General features: G+C 43.0%; 17 protein-coding genes. 8 read left to right on the top strand and 9 right to left on the bottom strand.

The features are described 5' to 3' along the window. Positions 1–28: 28 nt before the first annotated feature. The 7 genes from C12CBH8_RS05120 (at position 29) to C12CBH8_RS05090 (ending at position 7486) form a co-directional block, all read left to right on the top strand. Positions 29–1237 (top strand): FprA family A-type flavoprotein, encoded by a 1209-nt coding sequence (locus tag C12CBH8_RS05120; protein WP_215533692.1) that lies wholly within the window; start codon positions 29–31, stop codon positions 1235–1237. Positions 1238–1490: 253 nt separating this feature from the next. Then, on the top strand, positions 1491–2165 hold the full coding sequence (locus C12CBH8_RS05115; protein ID WP_215533691.1) for a response regulator transcription factor: 675 nt from the start codon (positions 1491–1493) through the stop codon (positions 2163–2165). Further along, a complete protein-coding gene (locus C12CBH8_RS05110; protein ID WP_215533690.1) occupies positions 2162–3517 on the top strand; it encodes a sensor histidine kinase in 1356 nt (451 codons plus the stop codon). Before C12CBH8_RS05115 ends, C12CBH8_RS05110 begins: the two co-directional genes overlap by 4 nt. Before the next feature lie 107 nt (positions 3518–3624). Further along, positions 3625–4485: a PepSY domain-containing protein gene (locus tag C12CBH8_RS05105; RefSeq protein WP_215533689.1), complete on the top strand. Its 861-nt coding sequence runs from the start codon at positions 3625–3627 to the stop codon at positions 4483–4485. 171 nt (positions 4486–4656) lie between these two features. Then, on the top strand, positions 4657–5778 hold the full coding sequence (locus tag C12CBH8_RS05100) for a helix-turn-helix domain-containing protein (RefSeq protein WP_215533688.1): 1122 nt from the start codon (positions 4657–4659) through the stop codon (positions 5776–5778). A gap of 8 nt (positions 5779–5786) precedes the next feature. Next, positions 5787–6701, top strand: a complete 915-nt coding sequence (locus C12CBH8_RS05095; RefSeq protein ID WP_215533687.1) for an ABC transporter ATP-binding protein — start codon at positions 5787–5789, stop codon at positions 6699–6701. Further along, positions 6698–7486 (top strand): ABC transporter permease, encoded by a 789-nt coding sequence (locus C12CBH8_RS05090; protein ID WP_215533686.1) that lies wholly within the window; start codon positions 6698–6700, stop codon positions 7484–7486. The genes C12CBH8_RS05095 and C12CBH8_RS05090 overlap by 4 nt, the downstream gene beginning before the upstream one ends. A gap of 51 nt (positions 7487–7537) precedes the next feature. Here the strand turns inward: C12CBH8_RS05090 and C12CBH8_RS05085 are convergent, their stop codons facing one another. From C12CBH8_RS05085 to C12CBH8_RS05065, 5 genes are all read right to left on the bottom strand, one after another. Further along, positions 7538–8173, bottom strand: coding sequence for a GyrI-like domain-containing protein (locus C12CBH8_RS05085; protein WP_099321896.1), 636 nt, complete (start codon positions 8171–8173; stop codon positions 7538–7540). Between the two features lies 1 nt (position 8174). Further along, positions 8175–8498, bottom strand: a complete 324-nt coding sequence (locus tag C12CBH8_RS05080) for a TfoX/Sxy family protein (RefSeq protein WP_099321895.1) — start codon at positions 8496–8498, stop codon at positions 8175–8177. A 30-nt stretch (positions 8499–8528) separates the two neighbouring features. Next, positions 8529–8987 (bottom strand): GyrI-like domain-containing protein, encoded by a 459-nt coding sequence (locus tag C12CBH8_RS05075; RefSeq protein ID WP_099321894.1) that lies wholly within the window; start codon positions 8985–8987, stop codon positions 8529–8531. Positions 8988–9050: 63 nt separating this feature from the next. Next, positions 9051–9959 carry a helix-turn-helix transcriptional regulator gene (locus C12CBH8_RS05070; protein WP_215533685.1) on the bottom strand — a complete coding sequence of 303 codons (909 nt, stop codon included), beginning with the start codon at positions 9957–9959 and terminating at the stop codon, positions 9051–9053. Positions 9960–10156: 197 nt separating this feature from the next. Then, on the bottom strand, positions 10157–10819 hold the full coding sequence (locus C12CBH8_RS05065) for a DUF4097 family beta strand repeat-containing protein (protein ID WP_171846196.1): 663 nt from the start codon (positions 10817–10819) through the stop codon (positions 10157–10159). 220 nt (positions 10820–11039) lie between these two features. On the opposite strand from C12CBH8_RS05065, the gene C12CBH8_RS05060 reads away from it, so the two are divergent. Beyond that, complete coding sequence (locus tag C12CBH8_RS05060) at positions 11040–11822, top strand: MerR family transcriptional regulator (RefSeq protein WP_215533684.1); 783 nt, start codon at positions 11040–11042, stop codon at positions 11820–11822. 144 nt (positions 11823–11966) lie between these two features. Here the strand turns inward: C12CBH8_RS05060 and C12CBH8_RS05055 are convergent, their stop codons facing one another. From C12CBH8_RS05055 to C12CBH8_RS05040, 4 genes are all read right to left on the bottom strand, one after another. After that, entirely contained in the window at positions 11967–12338 is a 372-nt protein-coding gene (locus C12CBH8_RS05055) for a DUF1048 domain-containing protein (RefSeq protein ID WP_099321890.1), read from the bottom strand. Further along, positions 12331–12663 (bottom strand): PadR family transcriptional regulator, encoded by a 333-nt coding sequence (locus C12CBH8_RS05050; protein ID WP_215533683.1) that lies wholly within the window; start codon positions 12661–12663, stop codon positions 12331–12333. Before C12CBH8_RS05050 ends, C12CBH8_RS05055 begins: the two co-directional genes overlap by 8 nt. A 223-nt stretch (positions 12664–12886) precedes the next feature. After that, on the bottom strand, positions 12887–14191 hold the full coding sequence (locus C12CBH8_RS05045; protein WP_215533682.1) for an O-acetylhomoserine aminocarboxypropyltransferase/cysteine synthase family protein: 1305 nt from the start codon (positions 14189–14191) through the stop codon (positions 12887–12889). 248 nt (positions 14192–14439) lie between these two features. Continuing rightward, entirely contained in the window at positions 14440–15396 is a 957-nt protein-coding gene (locus tag C12CBH8_RS05040; RefSeq protein ID WP_099321888.1) for a LysR family transcriptional regulator, read from the bottom strand. Positions 15397–15426 lie beyond the last annotated feature (30 nt).

The following is a 15426-nucleotide window of genomic DNA, read 5'->3' as shown; positions in this document are numbered from 1 at the left end:
TCCCCTATTAGGAAAGGAGAATGGTACGATGCATTGTACCAGAAAAATAACCGATTCTATCAGCTGGGTAGGCGGATGTGACCGTCGTCTGGCACTGTTTGAGAATCTCTTCCCCCTCCCTCGTGGTGTCGCCTACAACTCCTATCTGATTATGGATGAGAAAACTGCACTGATTGATACGGTGGATTCCTCTATTTCCCGCCAATTTGTGGAGAACGTTCTCTCCGTCTTAAACGGCAGGACATTGGACTATCTGGTTGTCAATCACATGGAGCCGGATCATTGCGCCAATATCGCTGATCTCATGCTGCGTTTTCCGGATCTAAAGATTGTCGGAAATACCAAGACATTTACTTTTATCCGGCAGTTCTATAACATGGATCTAGAGGGACATACCATCACCGTTCAGGAAGGCGATACCCTCTCCCTCGGCCAACACACATTGCGTTTCTATTTTGCCCCAATGGTGCATTGGCCGGAGGTCATGGTTACCTATGAGGAAAGTGAAAAGCTTCTCTTTTCGGCCGATGCTTTTGGTAGTTTTGGCGCCTTAAATGGAGCGCTGTTTAACGATGAAGTGGACTTTGATCGGGACTGGTTATCGGATGCACGGCGTTATTACGGAAATATCGTGGGCAAATACGGGCCGCAGGTACAGTCGGCATTGAAAAAATTGTCTGGCCTGGATATCCGTATGATCTGTCCGTTACATGGTCTAGTCTGGCGCAATGATTTGGGATATCTCTTGGACAAATACGATCATTGGAGCCGATACCAACCGGAAGAGCATACCGTGGCTATTTTTTACGGTTCTATGTATGGGGACACGGAAAATGCTGTGGATCTTCTGGCCTCGGGCCTCGTGGAGGCCGGTGTGAAAAATATATCTGTTTACGATGTCTCCAGCACCCATGTCTCCACGTTGATCTCTGAAGTATTTCGATGCAGTCATTTGGTGCTGGCTTCTCCCACGTATAACAATGGAATTTATCCGGCCATGCTCAACTTCTTACACGATATGAAGGCATTGAATCTGCAAAATCGGACAGTCGCTTTGATCCAAAATGGCTCATGGGCGCCTGCCAGTGCCAACCAGATGAAGGCATTATTAAGTGAGATGAAAGGAATGCAGATACTCGATCCTGTCGTTACCATTAAGTCATCTCCAAATGATGATACAATGGCACCTCTCATTCAATTAAAAGAGAGTATTCTCTCTTCTCTATCCAATCTATGATTCTCGATACCCCATCGGAAAACAAGATTGATTTCTGATAGGGTCATCGTTAAAAGATTTGTATGCTAGAAAAAGACAACAGATTTCCTACGGAATCTGTTGTCTTTTCTTTTTATTCTCTCATATGGAAGGTTATCCTTTGGACCGTTGAAAAAGGAGAGTATTGTTGATAAAATAATGTTAAAGTCTTCATCTGGTCTTAATGAGAGATGGGTTATACTGTAATACTACAGCGGAAACGGAGGATGACACCATGAGGATTCTTGTTGTGGAAGATGAAAAAGATCTTAACCGTTTAATCGTGCAGAAGCTTAAATTGGAACACTACAGCGTTGATTTCTGTCTAAACGGCGACGATGCAATTGATTATCTACGTTGTGCCGCCTATGACGCTGTTATTTTGGACATCATGCTCCCCGGAACCAGCGGGTTGGAAATCCTAAAGCAGCTACGTGCAAAAGGAGATCGTACACCCGTTTTGCTACTCACCGCCAGGGATAGCATTGAAGATAGAGTAACCGGTTTGGACATCGGTGCTGACGATTATCTGGTTAAACCTTTCGCTTTTGACGAATTATTGGCCCGCATACGTGTTATGATCCGGCGGAATTCAAAAGGCGTCACCAACGTCTTTACCGTCGGCGATTTGACTGTGGACTGCGATGCTAGAACAGTAAAACGTGCAGGTATCCCTATCACCTTAGCCAGCAAAGAGTTTGCCGTATTAGAATGCTTGATCCGTCAAAGTGGTACCGTTCTCTCCCGGGAACGCATTAGCCATCACATCTGGAACTACGACTACGAAGGAGGATCTAATGTTGTGGATGTGTACATTCGTTATCTGAGAAAGAAAATAGATGACGGCCATCCCATAAAACTGATTCATACTGTAAGAGGAGCTGGTTATGTATTGAGGGTGGAGGAATGAAGCGACTATCCATTAAACTGCGCATTACACTGTGGTTCACGTTGCTGATGACTCTTTTAACGGCTTTTGTATTAATTTACTTGTTCTCAGTAGGTGATTTAGTTGTGGCCAGCGGTTCTCAGAACGCCCTAATCAGCGTCGTAACGGACAGCGTAAAAGACATCGAATACGACGATGGCGAACTGGAAATCGACGACGATCTGGACTACTTCCAAGACGGCGTTTATCTCTCGATTTACGATCAATCGGGTACCCTTTTGTATGGCCATCTTCCCTCTCATTTTCCAAGGGAGACATCCCTATTGGACCATCAAATACAAACCCTTCAGAATAACAAATCAAACTGGTATGTATACGATATGCTCTACAATGTCCCGGAAAGTTACGAGACCGTTTGGGTACGCGGCATCATGTCCTCTGCAGGCTCTGGAAACGCCTTTGACGCTATGTTGAAGTTGGCCATTGTTGCATTGCCTATTCTTGTTCTCCTTGCCGCCGCCGGAGGATATTTTCTCATCAACAGGGCCTTTCGTCCGGTCAGGCAGATCACCAAAACTGCAGAGCAAATCAGCAATGACAGAGATTTAAGCCGTCGCATCTCCATCGGGGACGGCAAAGACGAAATTTATACCTTAGCAGCCGCTTTTGATCATATGTTTGATCGACTCCAAGAGTCCTTTGAGCGAGAAAAACAGTTTACTTCCGACGCCTCTCATGAACTACGTACCCCTACAGCGGTCGTCATTTCCCAGTGTGAATTCGCCTTGGAAAATGCTCAAACGTTAGAGGAAGCAAAAAGTGCGTTAGCCACGGTTCTGGAACAAGCAAGACGGATGTCCTCTTTGATTTCGCAGCTTCTCACTCTCGCCCGAGCGGATCAATCGCAAACCAAACTGCACATTGAATTGATCAACTTAAGTGAGTTATGTGAGATGGTGGCAGACCAGGTTGAGGAAAAGGCAAATGAAAAAAACATCTCGGTTGTCACGGATATTGAGCCGAATCTGTTATTGCGCGGCGATGAGACTATGCTGATGCGAATGCTGTTAAACCTGATGGAAAATGGCGTCAAATACGGCAAAACAGGCGGTCACTTATGGATAAAACTCCATCGCACGAAGGAAACTATCCTTGGGGAGATTTTAGACGACGGAATTGGAATCGCCTCCCAAGACCTTGAAAAGGTTTGGGAACGTTTTTATCAAGTTGATACTGCGCGCAGCACATCGGAGGAAGGAATGGGCTTGGGATTGCCCATGGTCAAATATATAGTAGAGGCTCACGGTGGTTCGATTTTTGTCCAGAGCACGCTGGGACAAGGCAGTAAATTTACCTTTTCACTTCCTGCATAAAACTCATCAAAAATTTTTCGTCGTTTAATGAAGGCTTAATCTTTCAAGCTGTATCATAAAGTCACAACAAAGCAAACCCTTCGAGAAACAGAATGGAGGATACCATCATGAAAAGTAAGAAAGTATTTGTTCTTGTGACTGCAACCGTCCTCAGTCTTTCCCTTTTGGCTGGATGCGATACGACTGCTGAAACCAATCCCACAGCATCCAATCAAGTTTCCACAGCAACTACCAACGTTTCCATGTCCGAAAATACATCCCGTACGTCCACATCTTATATCACCGAAGAGGAAGCAAAACAGATTGCACTTACTCATGCCGGCGTCGCTGAAGAGGATACCTCTTTCCTCTATGTGAAACAAGACTATGACGACGGCCGAGCGGAATACGATGTGGAATTTTTCGCTGGAGGCAAAGAATATGACTATGAGATCGACGCTTCCACTGGGGATATCCTTTCCTCTGACTTCGATGCAGAATACTACTCCTCTTCTTCTGGACTGCCATCGGACCCGAATACAGGCAGCTATATCGGCGAAGACAAAGCCAAGGAAATCGCTTTAAATCATGCGGGACTGTCGTCAGAATCGGATGTGACGTTTGTCCGTGTGAAGCTGGATTATGACAACGGCAGAGCAGAGTATGACGTGGAGTTCTATCAGGGAAATACAGAATACGATTATGAAATCGATGCTTCTAACGGAGACATTTTGTCATATGATTACGATGCGGAATACTATTCCCCCTCATCTACCGACAATTATATCGGTGATTCCCAAGCAAAGTCCATTGCACTCGCCCACGCGGGATTATCGGAGGATCAAGTCACCCGTTTATCTGTCAAGCTGGATCATGACGACGGGAGAGCGGAATATGAAGTCGAGTTCCATGTCGGCAGAACGGAATATAACTACGATATCGATGCTGCCAACGGCGATATTCTAAGCTATGAAAAAGACAGCGACTGATCTTGTCTAAAGTCTTCTGAACAGGGACAGAGAGACATTTTTACGTCTCTCTGTCCCTGTTTCAATTCACTTAGTAGTTTCTTATTAGTTAACTTTTTCAACCATAATTGAATGTAACTCCATTGTACTTTGTATCTGGATTTCTTATAATAAGGACTGGAGGTGAATGTAGTGAAAGAAAAAGAAATCAATCTCGGCCCCATCTTGGTTGAAAACCGCCATAAACGTGGGATTACACAGGATGAACTGGCGGAATATATGGGCGTTTCCAAAGCGGCTGTCTCAAAATGGGAAACACAATCCACTTATCCAGACATCACCCTTCTTCCTGGCCTAGCTACATTTTTTAACATCAGCATCGACGAGTTAATGGGATACCAACCCCAGATGACAAAATCCGATATCCGTAAACTTTATCGTCAGTTATGCATGGACTTCTCTACAAAGCCCTTTGACGAGGTTATGGAACACTGTCGGCAAATGGCCAAGAAATACTTCTCCTGTCCTCCCCTGCTTTTCCAGATAGGAGTATTGTTTGTCAACCACAGCACGCTGGCAAACAGTCGAGAAAAAACAACGGATGTCCTAGAAGAAGCTCTAGGATACTTTATCCGAGTAAAAGACGAGAGCGACGATATTGAATTGGCAAAACAGGCTCTCAATATGGAAGCCTTGTGTCTATTGACTCTCGGCCGTGCCAATGAAGTCTTGGACCTGCTGGAACCAGCAGAACTCTCTTTGACCTCTGTCGAACCGCTGTTGGCATCCGCCTATCATATGTCCGGACAGATCGAACAGTCCAAACGTGTATTACAAATTGGGGTTTATCAGTCGATTGTTAATCTACTCAACCTTTTACTCTCTTACATGGGATTGTGTTGTGATGATGCAAAAACCTTCGAGGAAACCTATCGGCGTACGTACACCATCGCTGAAGCATTCCAGATAGAAGATCTGCATCCAGGTCTTCTCATGCCCTTTTTCATCTCTGCCGCACAAGGCTTTATGATTTTAGGCGATGAAGAGAAGGCTTTGGATCTTCTAGAACAATACGTGAATCTAGTCACCAGGGACATCTATCCTCTTCATCTGCACGGGGATTCCTATTTTAATCTACTGGACGATTGGTTCGAAACCACTTTGACTTTGGGCAGTGATCTCCCTCGCGATGAAACCATCATCCGGAAAAGTATGACGGAAGCTGTTGTAAAAAATCCGACGTTTGCACCTCTTGCGGACAATACCCAGTTTCAAAGGATCAAGCAACGCCTAAAGGCAAATGAGGAGGTTTAGTATACATTATGAATGCTGTTGGAATCGATGATCTGTCAAAAACATATGCCGGTGGGAAAAAAGCGGTAGATCACGTGAGCATTAGCTTGGCACAGGGGGAAGTCTTTGGATTCTTAGGGCCCAACGGAGCCGGAAAAACAACCACCGTCAAGCTGCTGAATGGGATGCTTACCCCTTCTTCGGGAAGCTGTAGGGTATTTGACATGGATCCAGTGCAGAATCCGGAAAAGGTACACGCTGTATCCGGAGTTGTCACAGAACACGCGCAGATGTACGACAATCTCACGGGTCTTCAAAATCTTGTATTTTACGGTTGCCTATTCGGTATCAGCACCAGTGAAAGTGAAAAACGCGCCGAAGTCCTTCTGAAACAGCTGGATTTGACCGATGCCAAAAATCAGAAACTTTCAGTCTATTCCACCGGTATGCGTCAACGTCTCTCCTTGGCACGAGCCTTGATTCATGAACCCAAAGTCCTATTTTTAGATGAACCTACTTCTGGACTGGATCCGGAAAGCACTCAAAATGTCAATTCACTCATTCGTAATCTGGCACGGGAAAAGGGAATTACCATCTTTCTCTGCACCCATCAGCTGCGTTATGCCCAAGAGATTTGTACCCGTTATGGACTCATAGAAAAAGGGGAACTTCTCGCCTTAGGCACTTTAGAACAGCTTCGCTCTAAAATTCTCTCCGGCATGACAGTGAGAATCAAGGCAGGGCATCTTACCAGTCAACTTCCTTACCGAAAAGTGGGAGAACAGATTTTCGAAATAGATGTCAAGTCCGAAGAAGAAATCCCACGTATCATCCGCCAGATTGTACAGGGCGGCGGAGATATCTATCATGTGTCGGCCAAAAAGCCTTCTCTGGAGGACATTTACTTCGCCTTAACTGCCAAAGGAAAGGAGGAAATTCAATGAAACATGCAATGACCGCTATCATCCGAAAGGACCTACGAGGAATCGCTGCGAATAAACGCTTATTTTCCGCCTTACTGATTGTTCCAATCGTTCTAACAATCGTCTTACCTACTATTTTTATTTTAACCCTTCATTTTGCTCCTACCGAAGCCGACGATTTCCAGAGACTGCTTCAGATGCTTCCCATAACCGAACAACATGGAGATTTTTCTAAGACGGTGGCAGCACTCATTTTAAATTATATCTTACCGGTCTTCTTCCTCATAATTCCTATTATGACCGCCTCCATTATGGCAGCTAGTTCCTTCGTGGGGGAAAAAGAAAAACACACTTTGGAAACACTACTATATTGTCCACTGTCTCTCAAGCAGATCTTTCGTTCCAAAGTATTGGCTTCTTTTTTGCTCAGTATGACAGTATCGATCCTCTCCTTTTTGGCTATGATTGTGGTTTTGGAGACTGAGATTTTCTTTACTTTCGGTGGTTTCCTCTTGCCCGATATCAAATGGCTGTTTATTATGCTGCTGATTTCACCTGCCATCTCCCTCATCGCCATCACGTTGATTGTACGATTCTCCGCCAAAGCACAAAGTGTAGAGGAAGCTCAACAAGGTGCAATTTTTCTTATCCTTCCTGTTCTACTGCTGATCGTCGGCCAGTTCACCGGGGTCCTGCTGATCAGCACATGGATTTTATTGGCAATCGGTGTAGTTTGTGCACTGTTGGCTTGGCTTCTTTTAAAAAAGGCAATGGGAAAATTCCATTATGAGATGCTTTTAAAATAATCCCTGAATCATAGAAATCCCGATGTAAAATAATACATCGGGATTTCTATTTTACAGCAAACGGATCGGCTGACGGATCACTGTTTTTAAATTCTCTGGTTTGCATTTTCGCACATCACTGAGGTAAATTTCATGGTGATATCGTTCTCCTGCCAGATCAATTCTATAGCCCTGTTCTTCTGCAAACCGTTCCATTTCATATATGGTCTCCGGCTCATGATCGTAAGGACCTATGTGCATACACTGCACACAAACACCTTCCTCATAGGTTAAAAACTCCACTTTTGAAAAGTCCATCCTCTTTTTCTCCGTAGCCTCTTTTACCGCCCAATTTAGTTCCTCCTTCGATACAAAATCCGGTAGACGAATGAGGGAGATCCATTTAAAATTCTCTTTTTGGGCGTAATCGATATTAGTCCTTCCCTCCTGCCACCAGAATCCCTCTAGCGGCGGAACTACATAATCAAAGTATCCTTCTATCTTGTGCTTTCCCAACTTGCTCATTTTGATGGTATAGGCAATCGTATAGAGTAAGCCGATGGCTATTTTATAGTCTCCCTCTTCTTCATTCGGATTTCCCTCACCTCTGACAGCGATAAAATCCATGACAGGAACCTCCACAATCTGCGGTTTTTTAGGAGGAAGATAAAATTCCTTGTATTCCTTCTTAAAGTCAAAACTGGCCATATCAATCTCTCCGTTTCTTTGGTTTAGGGGTCTGCAATGCGGAACAAGTCACTTTTGCGAGTTTTTCCATCAACTCTCTGTCGTCTATATCCTCCACAAGAAAGTAGTCCCTTGCTCCCTTGTACGGCGGCGACTTAGGCAGATATGGAAAGGCATTCTCCCCTTCTGAGGTGATCTTCACAAAAAATTGATCATCGCAAACAACAGAGAAAAATATGCCATTGCAGTAAAGCCCATATTCTCCAAACATTCTCCGGTAAGTAATTTTACCTGCATCCTGCAGCTGTTCCGCCACGTACTTTACAAATCCCAACGTCGATGCCATAATCAGACTCCCTTTTAGTAAACATCAATATTATTCCCGCAATCCTATATAAAGATGGATTTTTTTCCGGCCCATATCGCTGCTCTGATACTCCTCGAAGTCACAAATAAAAGATCTCGGCAGATCATCCATATCCCATATCTTCTGCCACGCTTTGGCCACTTCTGCAGGTTCTTCTCCCTCGACGGCAAACTTTGCATACCGGCCAGCCGGTATTTTTCCAACGGTAAACTGTTCACTTTCCGTGACCTCCGACACCTCACAGGCGACAATCACAGTATAATCGTCTTGTTCATTCCCCTCATAATCTGTGTAAATACCCAAAACTTTATCATTTATCTTACCATCTATGGAATCGTAAATGCCATCGCCGTAAAAGCGGCACCAAAGCCCCCCGATGATCTTTCCCATATCCGGGGACTGGTTGTTGGTGCGTCCGGCTATTCCAACAATGGTCTTTTCCTTGAGTAGTACAATTTCATATTCCATACCAATACGCTCCCTTTGATTTGATTACATTCATTCTATCAAATCAAACAGGCCACCTATATGTCATGATTGTCCATACTTTTTCTGTAACTCTTCCCCAAAGGCAAATAATATTCTGCGAAAATCCTTTGGCTCTACGATCTCCGCTCCTCCCTGAAAAGATAAAACCCAACATAGTACGCTTTTTTCATCAGTAAACCCAAAGGAAAATAAAAGTTTTCCATCCTCTTGCGTTACAAAACTCTCCGGCCCATATTCCTCCACAAGACGCCATTTATACTCCGGATCAATGATCGCTTTTACCTGATATCTATGGGGAAAAACCTTCTCTTGGGATAAATCCGGCAAAGGTGCCGGACGTTTTTCAAAAACTCCTTCCATCTGCAAACCTGCCATTCTGCCTAACTTAAATAGACGGAAATCTCCTCTATCCTCACAGTATCCCCAGACATACCAACTCGACCATTGGAAAATCAGATAATAAGGCGCTATCAATCGTCTCGATTCCCCTTTGGGCGAAAAGTAGGTAAAACTTATTTTTCTTCTACAATCAATAGCCCCATGTATTAACTCTATCTTGGGAAAAATAGCGGCCTTACTCCAGGATGAAAGATCAATAAAAATATGTTGTCCGCCTGGCATTAGCGTGGATGCCCCAACGGATAACTTTTCCATCAGCTGGGCGTAACGATTGGTTCCACTGACGCTGTCCAAACTGCGAAGTCCTGCAAGAATCGCCTGCATATCCGAAGAGGACAACAATGTCCGGTCCATCCGGTACCCTGACATGATGGAGATCCCGCCGCCTGCCCCTTGTACAGTTACTATGGGAATCCCTGCTCTACAAAGATCCTCAATATCTCGATTGATCGTACGGCGGGACACTTCAAATTTTTCTGCCAGAAAAGGAGCCGTCACCTTTTCCTGTTGCAACAGAATAGAGAGAATGCCAATTAACCGGTCAATTTTCATTGATCTATATCTCCTTGTACCTTTTATCATACACTTTTATCTATTTATTTTTGAATTAAGGATCATCCTAGAAACCATGACAATAGTTTGTCATGGTTTCTTCTATAGTACCATATTGTACCCTTGTGTACATCATCTTCCTTTCTAAAATAAAAAGGGACAAAGCATAACACTTTGTCCCTTTTTAGAAGCAGACCTTACGGCTTCACAAAGTCGATAGCAATGTCGCCGTTGTTGTTCGTCACCTTTAATGTTTTTTGCCCTCCCTCTTTAGTGTCTGGTAAATTGCTCTCTCCTTTTTTGATGCTGCAGGAAATGGTGTAATCATCGTATCCTCCGAGAATACTTCCCTTAATATCTCCGTTTTTGTTTTCCAATGTCAATGTATTTTCGGCATTCAATCGGTCAAAATTAATATCTCCGCTGTTTGTAATCAAGGAAAGGCTGTCTGTTACATTCAAAGCAGGAAGCGTGATATCCCCTTTCGTTGTGGTTATTACTAATGTTTCCAAAAGCCTATCCGGGACCTGTAGAGATATTTTATCCGCACCTGCCGATGTTTTTCCACCGATATAATCCTGCCAGCTCTTATCGCTTTCAGCGTCCATAGTCAAAACGCCATCATCTGAAACTGAGATGTCGTAGTATTCCTTATCGCTTTCGAAATAGTCAATATGGACTTGTTCGTCGCTCGACAAAGATACCTCAACCTCTCGATCGTGCACATCTATATTGACTTGACGTATCGCTTCATTTGGGGTATAAGTTCTGGCCTGAAAAGTCTCCCCGTCGTTGGAACAGCCTGTAAAAAACATCATTACAAATAAAACGGATAAAAGTAACGCAGATAATTTTTTCATTTGTTTTCTCCCCCTAAAACGTTTTGAACAAGAATCATTGCTAAAAATTTGAAAGTCTAACATATGATATGGGTCGTTTGAGCCGACCTGAAAGTTATTGGTCTCATCAGAATATCTTTCCTCCTATTCAAATAGAAATAACTGTTGATTTATAGGTGTTCTCAACGGTATAATAAGTATAAGGCTTTGTGTAACACAAAGGTCAAGAGGGAGAAATCAAATGAAAAGAAAATATTTTTCAGTAGGTGAAGCTGCAAAAATTGTGCATATGACGAGTGAATCCCTCCGGCATTACGACCGAATTGGACTTGTACAACCAAGTCGAAGGGATCCGCGGACAAACTATCGTTATTATACGGAACAAGACATCGTCCGTTTGAATACCGTACACGCTTTGCAGCAGATGGATCTGCCTTTGCAAGAAATAAAACAAGTCTTGGAATACGACGATCTTGAGAAAATTGTCGGTTTCCTGGATAAGGCTGAGAAAAAAGCTGATGAAAAAATAGCTGCACTTCAATATGGAAAATCTAAAATCCAGTTGGCAAAGGCGGATTACCAAAAAAAGCTACAGCAAAGACAAGTGATGCAAGGAAAGTTTATCAAGCATTTTCCGCAGCGCGTAATTATGCTGTCAAATACTCTTGAAACTCCAACATTGGAAAACCTTTGGAATTATCTCCATCATTTTTATACTCAAATTGATCCTTCCTTAAAAGACCAGTTTACCTTTGAGGATTTGGCTGGAATTTATACAGAAAATGGACTCTCCAGGTTGTTTGCTGTCTGCATCCGTCATGCAGAGATAGACGGATTGAAAATCTTGCCGGAAGGGGAATACTTGTGCGCCGATTGTACTGCTGAAAATAAAGAGCATACAATAAATGATCTATTGAAAACTGTAAAGCAACAATATGGTATCGTCCCTGAATTTAGCATACAAATAGTCGTCATCTCAGGCATTTTACAATGGCAATACCAAATTCAAGTTCTCATTGGATAAATTCTTCTTTATCTTTAAGGAAAACCAAGCACCCGCAGAAGTACGGTAACTTTGTACTTCTGCGGGTGTTTTCTGATCCCCGCCGGAGAGCTTAAACATTTTTCTATGGGCAGTTTTCTCGAATATTATACGACATGCGTCGCTTTAAAAAGCCGAGCGCTTGGATCTTATTGCTTTTGTAATGTCCCGATTAAATTTGTCTCGCCAATCCCCTGTATAAGTTCTTGTATTTTTCAAAAGTTCCTCGACAAATGTAGCCACATCTTCACCTGTGACTTCTAAAACATCTTTTCCATCTGCCGCGCCTTCTTCGAATAAGTCTATCAATCCATACTGTATCTCCATCATATCGTAACCTGCTCCTGAAACAAACTGCCACATATGATTTTGAATCTTCTTATATACATATTGATAATCTTCAGGCAAAGCGTGGACTCTGGCCATTTGTTGTTTGTATCTGCGTTTTTCCCTAATCATTTTAGGAATATTCATATAATCGTTAAAAAAATCACGCATCTTTAAGTTCCTCCTTCAATTTGTTTATTCTTGAGGATATAAATTCCCATTTTTCCCAGAATATACGCAGTTCTTCACGGCCCGCATCATTCAAAGAATAAAATTTGCGTGGCGGCCCTAATTCAGACCGCTTCTTTTGAACATTAACAAGCTTATTTTTTTCAAGCCTTATCAATATTGTATAAACAGTACCCTCCACGACATCAGTAAAACCCAAGGTATTTAGCTGACGTGTAATCTCATAGCCGTAGGTATCGTTTCGGTCGATAATTTCAAGAACACAGCCTTCTAATATCCCTTTCAGCATTTCCGTTATATGTTCCAAGCTGATATCCCCTTTCACTATTAAGCACTACTGATAATCAGTAATACTTATTACAGCTATATAATAACACATAGTAGCTGGGAAGTCAATGGGACTTTATGGTCTCATCCTTTCTATAAGATCACTGTACACTAAAAAGGGCGACAGTAAAAATAAACTGTCGCCCTTTTTAGTAAATATTCGTCGACATCGCTTAAAAAGACCGCCCTTGGGAATTTTGTACTTACTTTACTGCTTTAAAGGCAGCATCCAAAGCGGCAATCAGATCATTTGCGTTTTCAATGCCAATGGATAGACGAATTGTATTGGGCTTAATACCTTGGTCTAATAATTCTTCGTCTGTTAGTTGGGAGTGAGTGGTACTTGCCGGATGAATCACAAGGGATTTTACATCTGCTACATTGGCAAGCAACGAGAAAATCGCCAAGTTATCGATGAACTTTTGTGCAGTCGCGGCATCGCCTTTGATCTCAAATGTAAAAATAGAACCAGCACCGTTTGGAAAATATTTATGATACAGGTTATGGCTGGGTTCGCCTGGAAGAGATGGATGATGTACCGCCTCTACTTGTGGATGATGATCCAAGTACTCCACAATCTTTAACGCATTCTCTACATGCTGTTTCACCCGGAGTGAAAGGGTTTCAAGTCCTTGCAAAAACAGAAAAGCATGAAATGGAGAAAGCGTGGCCCCGGTATCACGAAGAAGAATCGCGCGAATATAGGTGGCAAATGCTGCAGGACCTACAGCGTCGGAAAAAGAAATTCCATGGTAACTGGGATTTGCTTCGGAAATCCAGGGATACTTTGCAGACGCTTTCCAATCAAAAGTCCCCCCATCCACTATCACACCGCCAATAGCCGTCCCATGCCCACCGATGAACTTGGTGGCGGAATGCACAACAATGTCCGCACCATGTTCCAGTGGGCGAATTAGATAAGGAGTTGCAAATGTGGAATCAATCACCAGCGGAATGCCGTGTTTGTGCGCTACTGCCGCAACCGATTCAATATCAATCATGTTGGAGTTGGGGTTTCCAAGCGTCTCAATAAAAATTGCCTTAGTGTTATCTTGAATCGCTGCTTCAAAGGAGCCTTCTACATCCGGATCTACAAAACTGGCAGTAATACCGGAAGACAACGGAAGCGTATGTGCCAGAAGATTATAGGTCCCTCCATAGATGGTTTTGGAGGCTACAATGTGTTCCCCGCTCTTTGCCAAAGCTGCGATTGTATAATGGATGGCCGCGGCTCCGGATGCTGTAGCCAATGCTGTGACTCCCCCCTCTAAAGAGGCAATCCTCTTCTCAAAGATGTCCTGGGTAGGATTTGTTAGTCTTCCGTAGATATTGCCTGCATCCTTCAGTTCAAAACGGTCTGCAGCATGCTGTGAATCATGGAATACATAGGATGTTGTTGCATAGATCGGAACTGCTCTTGCATCGGTGGTAGGATCCGCTTTTTCTTGTCCAATATGTAACTGTCTGGTTTCAAAACTCCAGTTTTTGGAGTCATTAATGTTTGCCATGATTTTCTCCTCCTTTAATCTGATGCCAACTAATAGATACTTTTCAATCAATTCATTGCATTCGATTGAGGCTCAACAGCACGGAAAATAAAACAGGAACTTTATCTCTGTGAAACAATAACTTTTCCACTGTTCCGCCCCCTTTCAACTCTATGGCATTATTATAATAAGGCTGCTTGTTCTTGTCTAATACAGCAATTAAATATGCACTTATAGATTGAATCTATAAGTGCATATTTAGTCTCTCCTCATGAACCCTTTTGGATATTTACATCAGCATCCTTTTCTCCGATGTTCAGATACTCTATTATTTTTTCTATGTAATGTTTGCCGATGTTACTGAGTACACTATTCTGTTTTATAATATATCCAATCTCCATTACGCTGCCTTCTTCCACAGAATCCGAATCAAAAGGAACCGCAAGATAATCATCTCCATTGAGTTCTTCACAGATAATACCGGAACATAAAGTATACCCATTTAGCCCAACCATCAGGTTAAGCATCGTTGCCCGGTCATTGGCTTTGATGGTTCGGATGTATTCTTTTGTGCTTAGTATTTCCTCAGAGAAATAAAAGGAACTGGCATCACCTTGTTCAAAAGAGAGGCATGGATAGTCTTTCAGCTCTTCAAAACTGATTTTCTCCTTTTTGGCCAATGGATGTCCCGACCACAGATAAACATAGGCATCACAAAAAATCAGAGGATGAAATTCCAGATTGTTGCTTCGTAGAAGTTTTGTAATAGCCGCCCGATTGAAATCGCTAAGGTAAAGAATGCCGATTTCGCTTCTTAAACTGCCTACATCCATGATAACATCCCGCGTTTTCGTTTCCCGTATGGCAAATTCATACTGAGAAGTATCGAAACTCCTTACCATCTCTACAAATGCTTTGACTGCAAAAGAATAGTGCTGTGTGGAAACTCCAAATTTCTTTTTTAGATTTTGGCCTTTCCCATATTTGTCTATAAGCGCTTCATATTGGCTGTATATCTGACGCGCATACAGTAAGAATTCTGTACCATCCTGCGTCGGTACCACGCCGCGGCCGCTTCGATTAAAAATCGTAATGCCTATCTCTTTCTCAAGCTCCTGCATAGAACTGGTCAAAGAGGGCTGCGCAATGTACAGTATTTCAGCGGCTTTATTCAAAGAGCCTGCCTCAGCTATAGCAATTGCATAATGTAGTTGCTGAAGTGTCATAGTATTCCCTTCCTCTCTAAAATACGAAAT

It is taken from the genome of Solibaculum mannosilyticum, from assembly GCF_015140235.1.
In the GTDB taxonomy this organism is placed as follows: domain Bacteria; phylum Bacillota; class Clostridia; order Oscillospirales; family Acutalibacteraceae; genus Solibaculum; species Solibaculum mannosilyticum.
Note: the sequence above shows the minus strand (reverse complement) of the source record. Positions and strands in the feature narration are given on the sequence as shown.

Excerpts from the sequence above, each read along its gene's own strand:
- C12CBH8_RS05120 (WP_215533692.1), top strand. The coding sequence starts at position 29 with ATGCATTGTACCAGAAAAATAACCGATTCTATCAGCTGGGTAGGCGGA.
- C12CBH8_RS05115 (WP_215533691.1), top strand. The coding sequence starts at position 1,491 with ATGAGGATTCTTGTTGTGGAAGATGAAAAAGATCTTAACCGTTTAATC.
- C12CBH8_RS05110 (WP_215533690.1), top strand. The coding sequence starts at position 2,162 with ATGAAGCGACTATCCATTAAACTGCGCATTACACTGTGGTTCACGTTG.
- C12CBH8_RS05105 (WP_215533689.1), top strand. The coding sequence starts at position 3,625 with ATGAAAAGTAAGAAAGTATTTGTTCTTGTGACTGCAACCGTCCTCAGT.
- C12CBH8_RS05095 (WP_215533687.1), top strand. The coding sequence starts at position 5,787 with ATGAATGCTGTTGGAATCGATGATCTGTCAAAAACATATGCCGGTGGG.
- C12CBH8_RS05090 (WP_215533686.1), top strand. The coding sequence starts at position 6,698 with ATGAAACATGCAATGACCGCTATCATCCGAAAGGACCTACGAGGAATC.
- C12CBH8_RS05085 (WP_099321896.1), bottom strand. The coding sequence starts at position 8,173 with ATGGCCAGTTTTGACTTTAAGAAGGAATACAAGGAATTTTATCTTCCT.
- C12CBH8_RS05080 (WP_099321895.1), bottom strand. The coding sequence starts at position 8,498 with ATGGCATCGACGTTGGGATTTGTAAAGTACGTGGCGGAACAGCTGCAG.
- C12CBH8_RS05075 (WP_099321894.1), bottom strand. The coding sequence starts at position 8,987 with ATGGAATATGAAATTGTACTACTCAAGGAAAAGACCATTGTTGGAATA.
- C12CBH8_RS05070 (WP_215533685.1), bottom strand. The coding sequence starts at position 9,959 with ATGAAAATTGACCGGTTAATTGGCATTCTCTCTATTCTGTTGCAACAG.
- C12CBH8_RS05065 (WP_171846196.1), bottom strand. The coding sequence starts at position 10,819 with ATGAAAAAATTATCTGCGTTACTTTTATCCGTTTTATTTGTAATGATG.
- C12CBH8_RS05060 (WP_215533684.1), top strand. The coding sequence starts at position 11,040 with ATGAAAAGAAAATATTTTTCAGTAGGTGAAGCTGCAAAAATTGTGCAT.
- C12CBH8_RS05055 (WP_099321890.1), bottom strand. The coding sequence starts at position 12,338 with ATGCGTGATTTTTTTAACGATTATATGAATATTCCTAAAATGATTAGG.
- C12CBH8_RS05045 (WP_215533682.1), bottom strand. The coding sequence starts at position 14,191 with ATGGCAAACATTAATGACTCCAAAAACTGGAGTTTTGAAACCAGACAG.
- C12CBH8_RS05040 (WP_099321888.1), bottom strand. The coding sequence starts at position 15,396 with ATGACACTTCAGCAACTACATTATGCAATTGCTATAGCTGAGGCAGGC.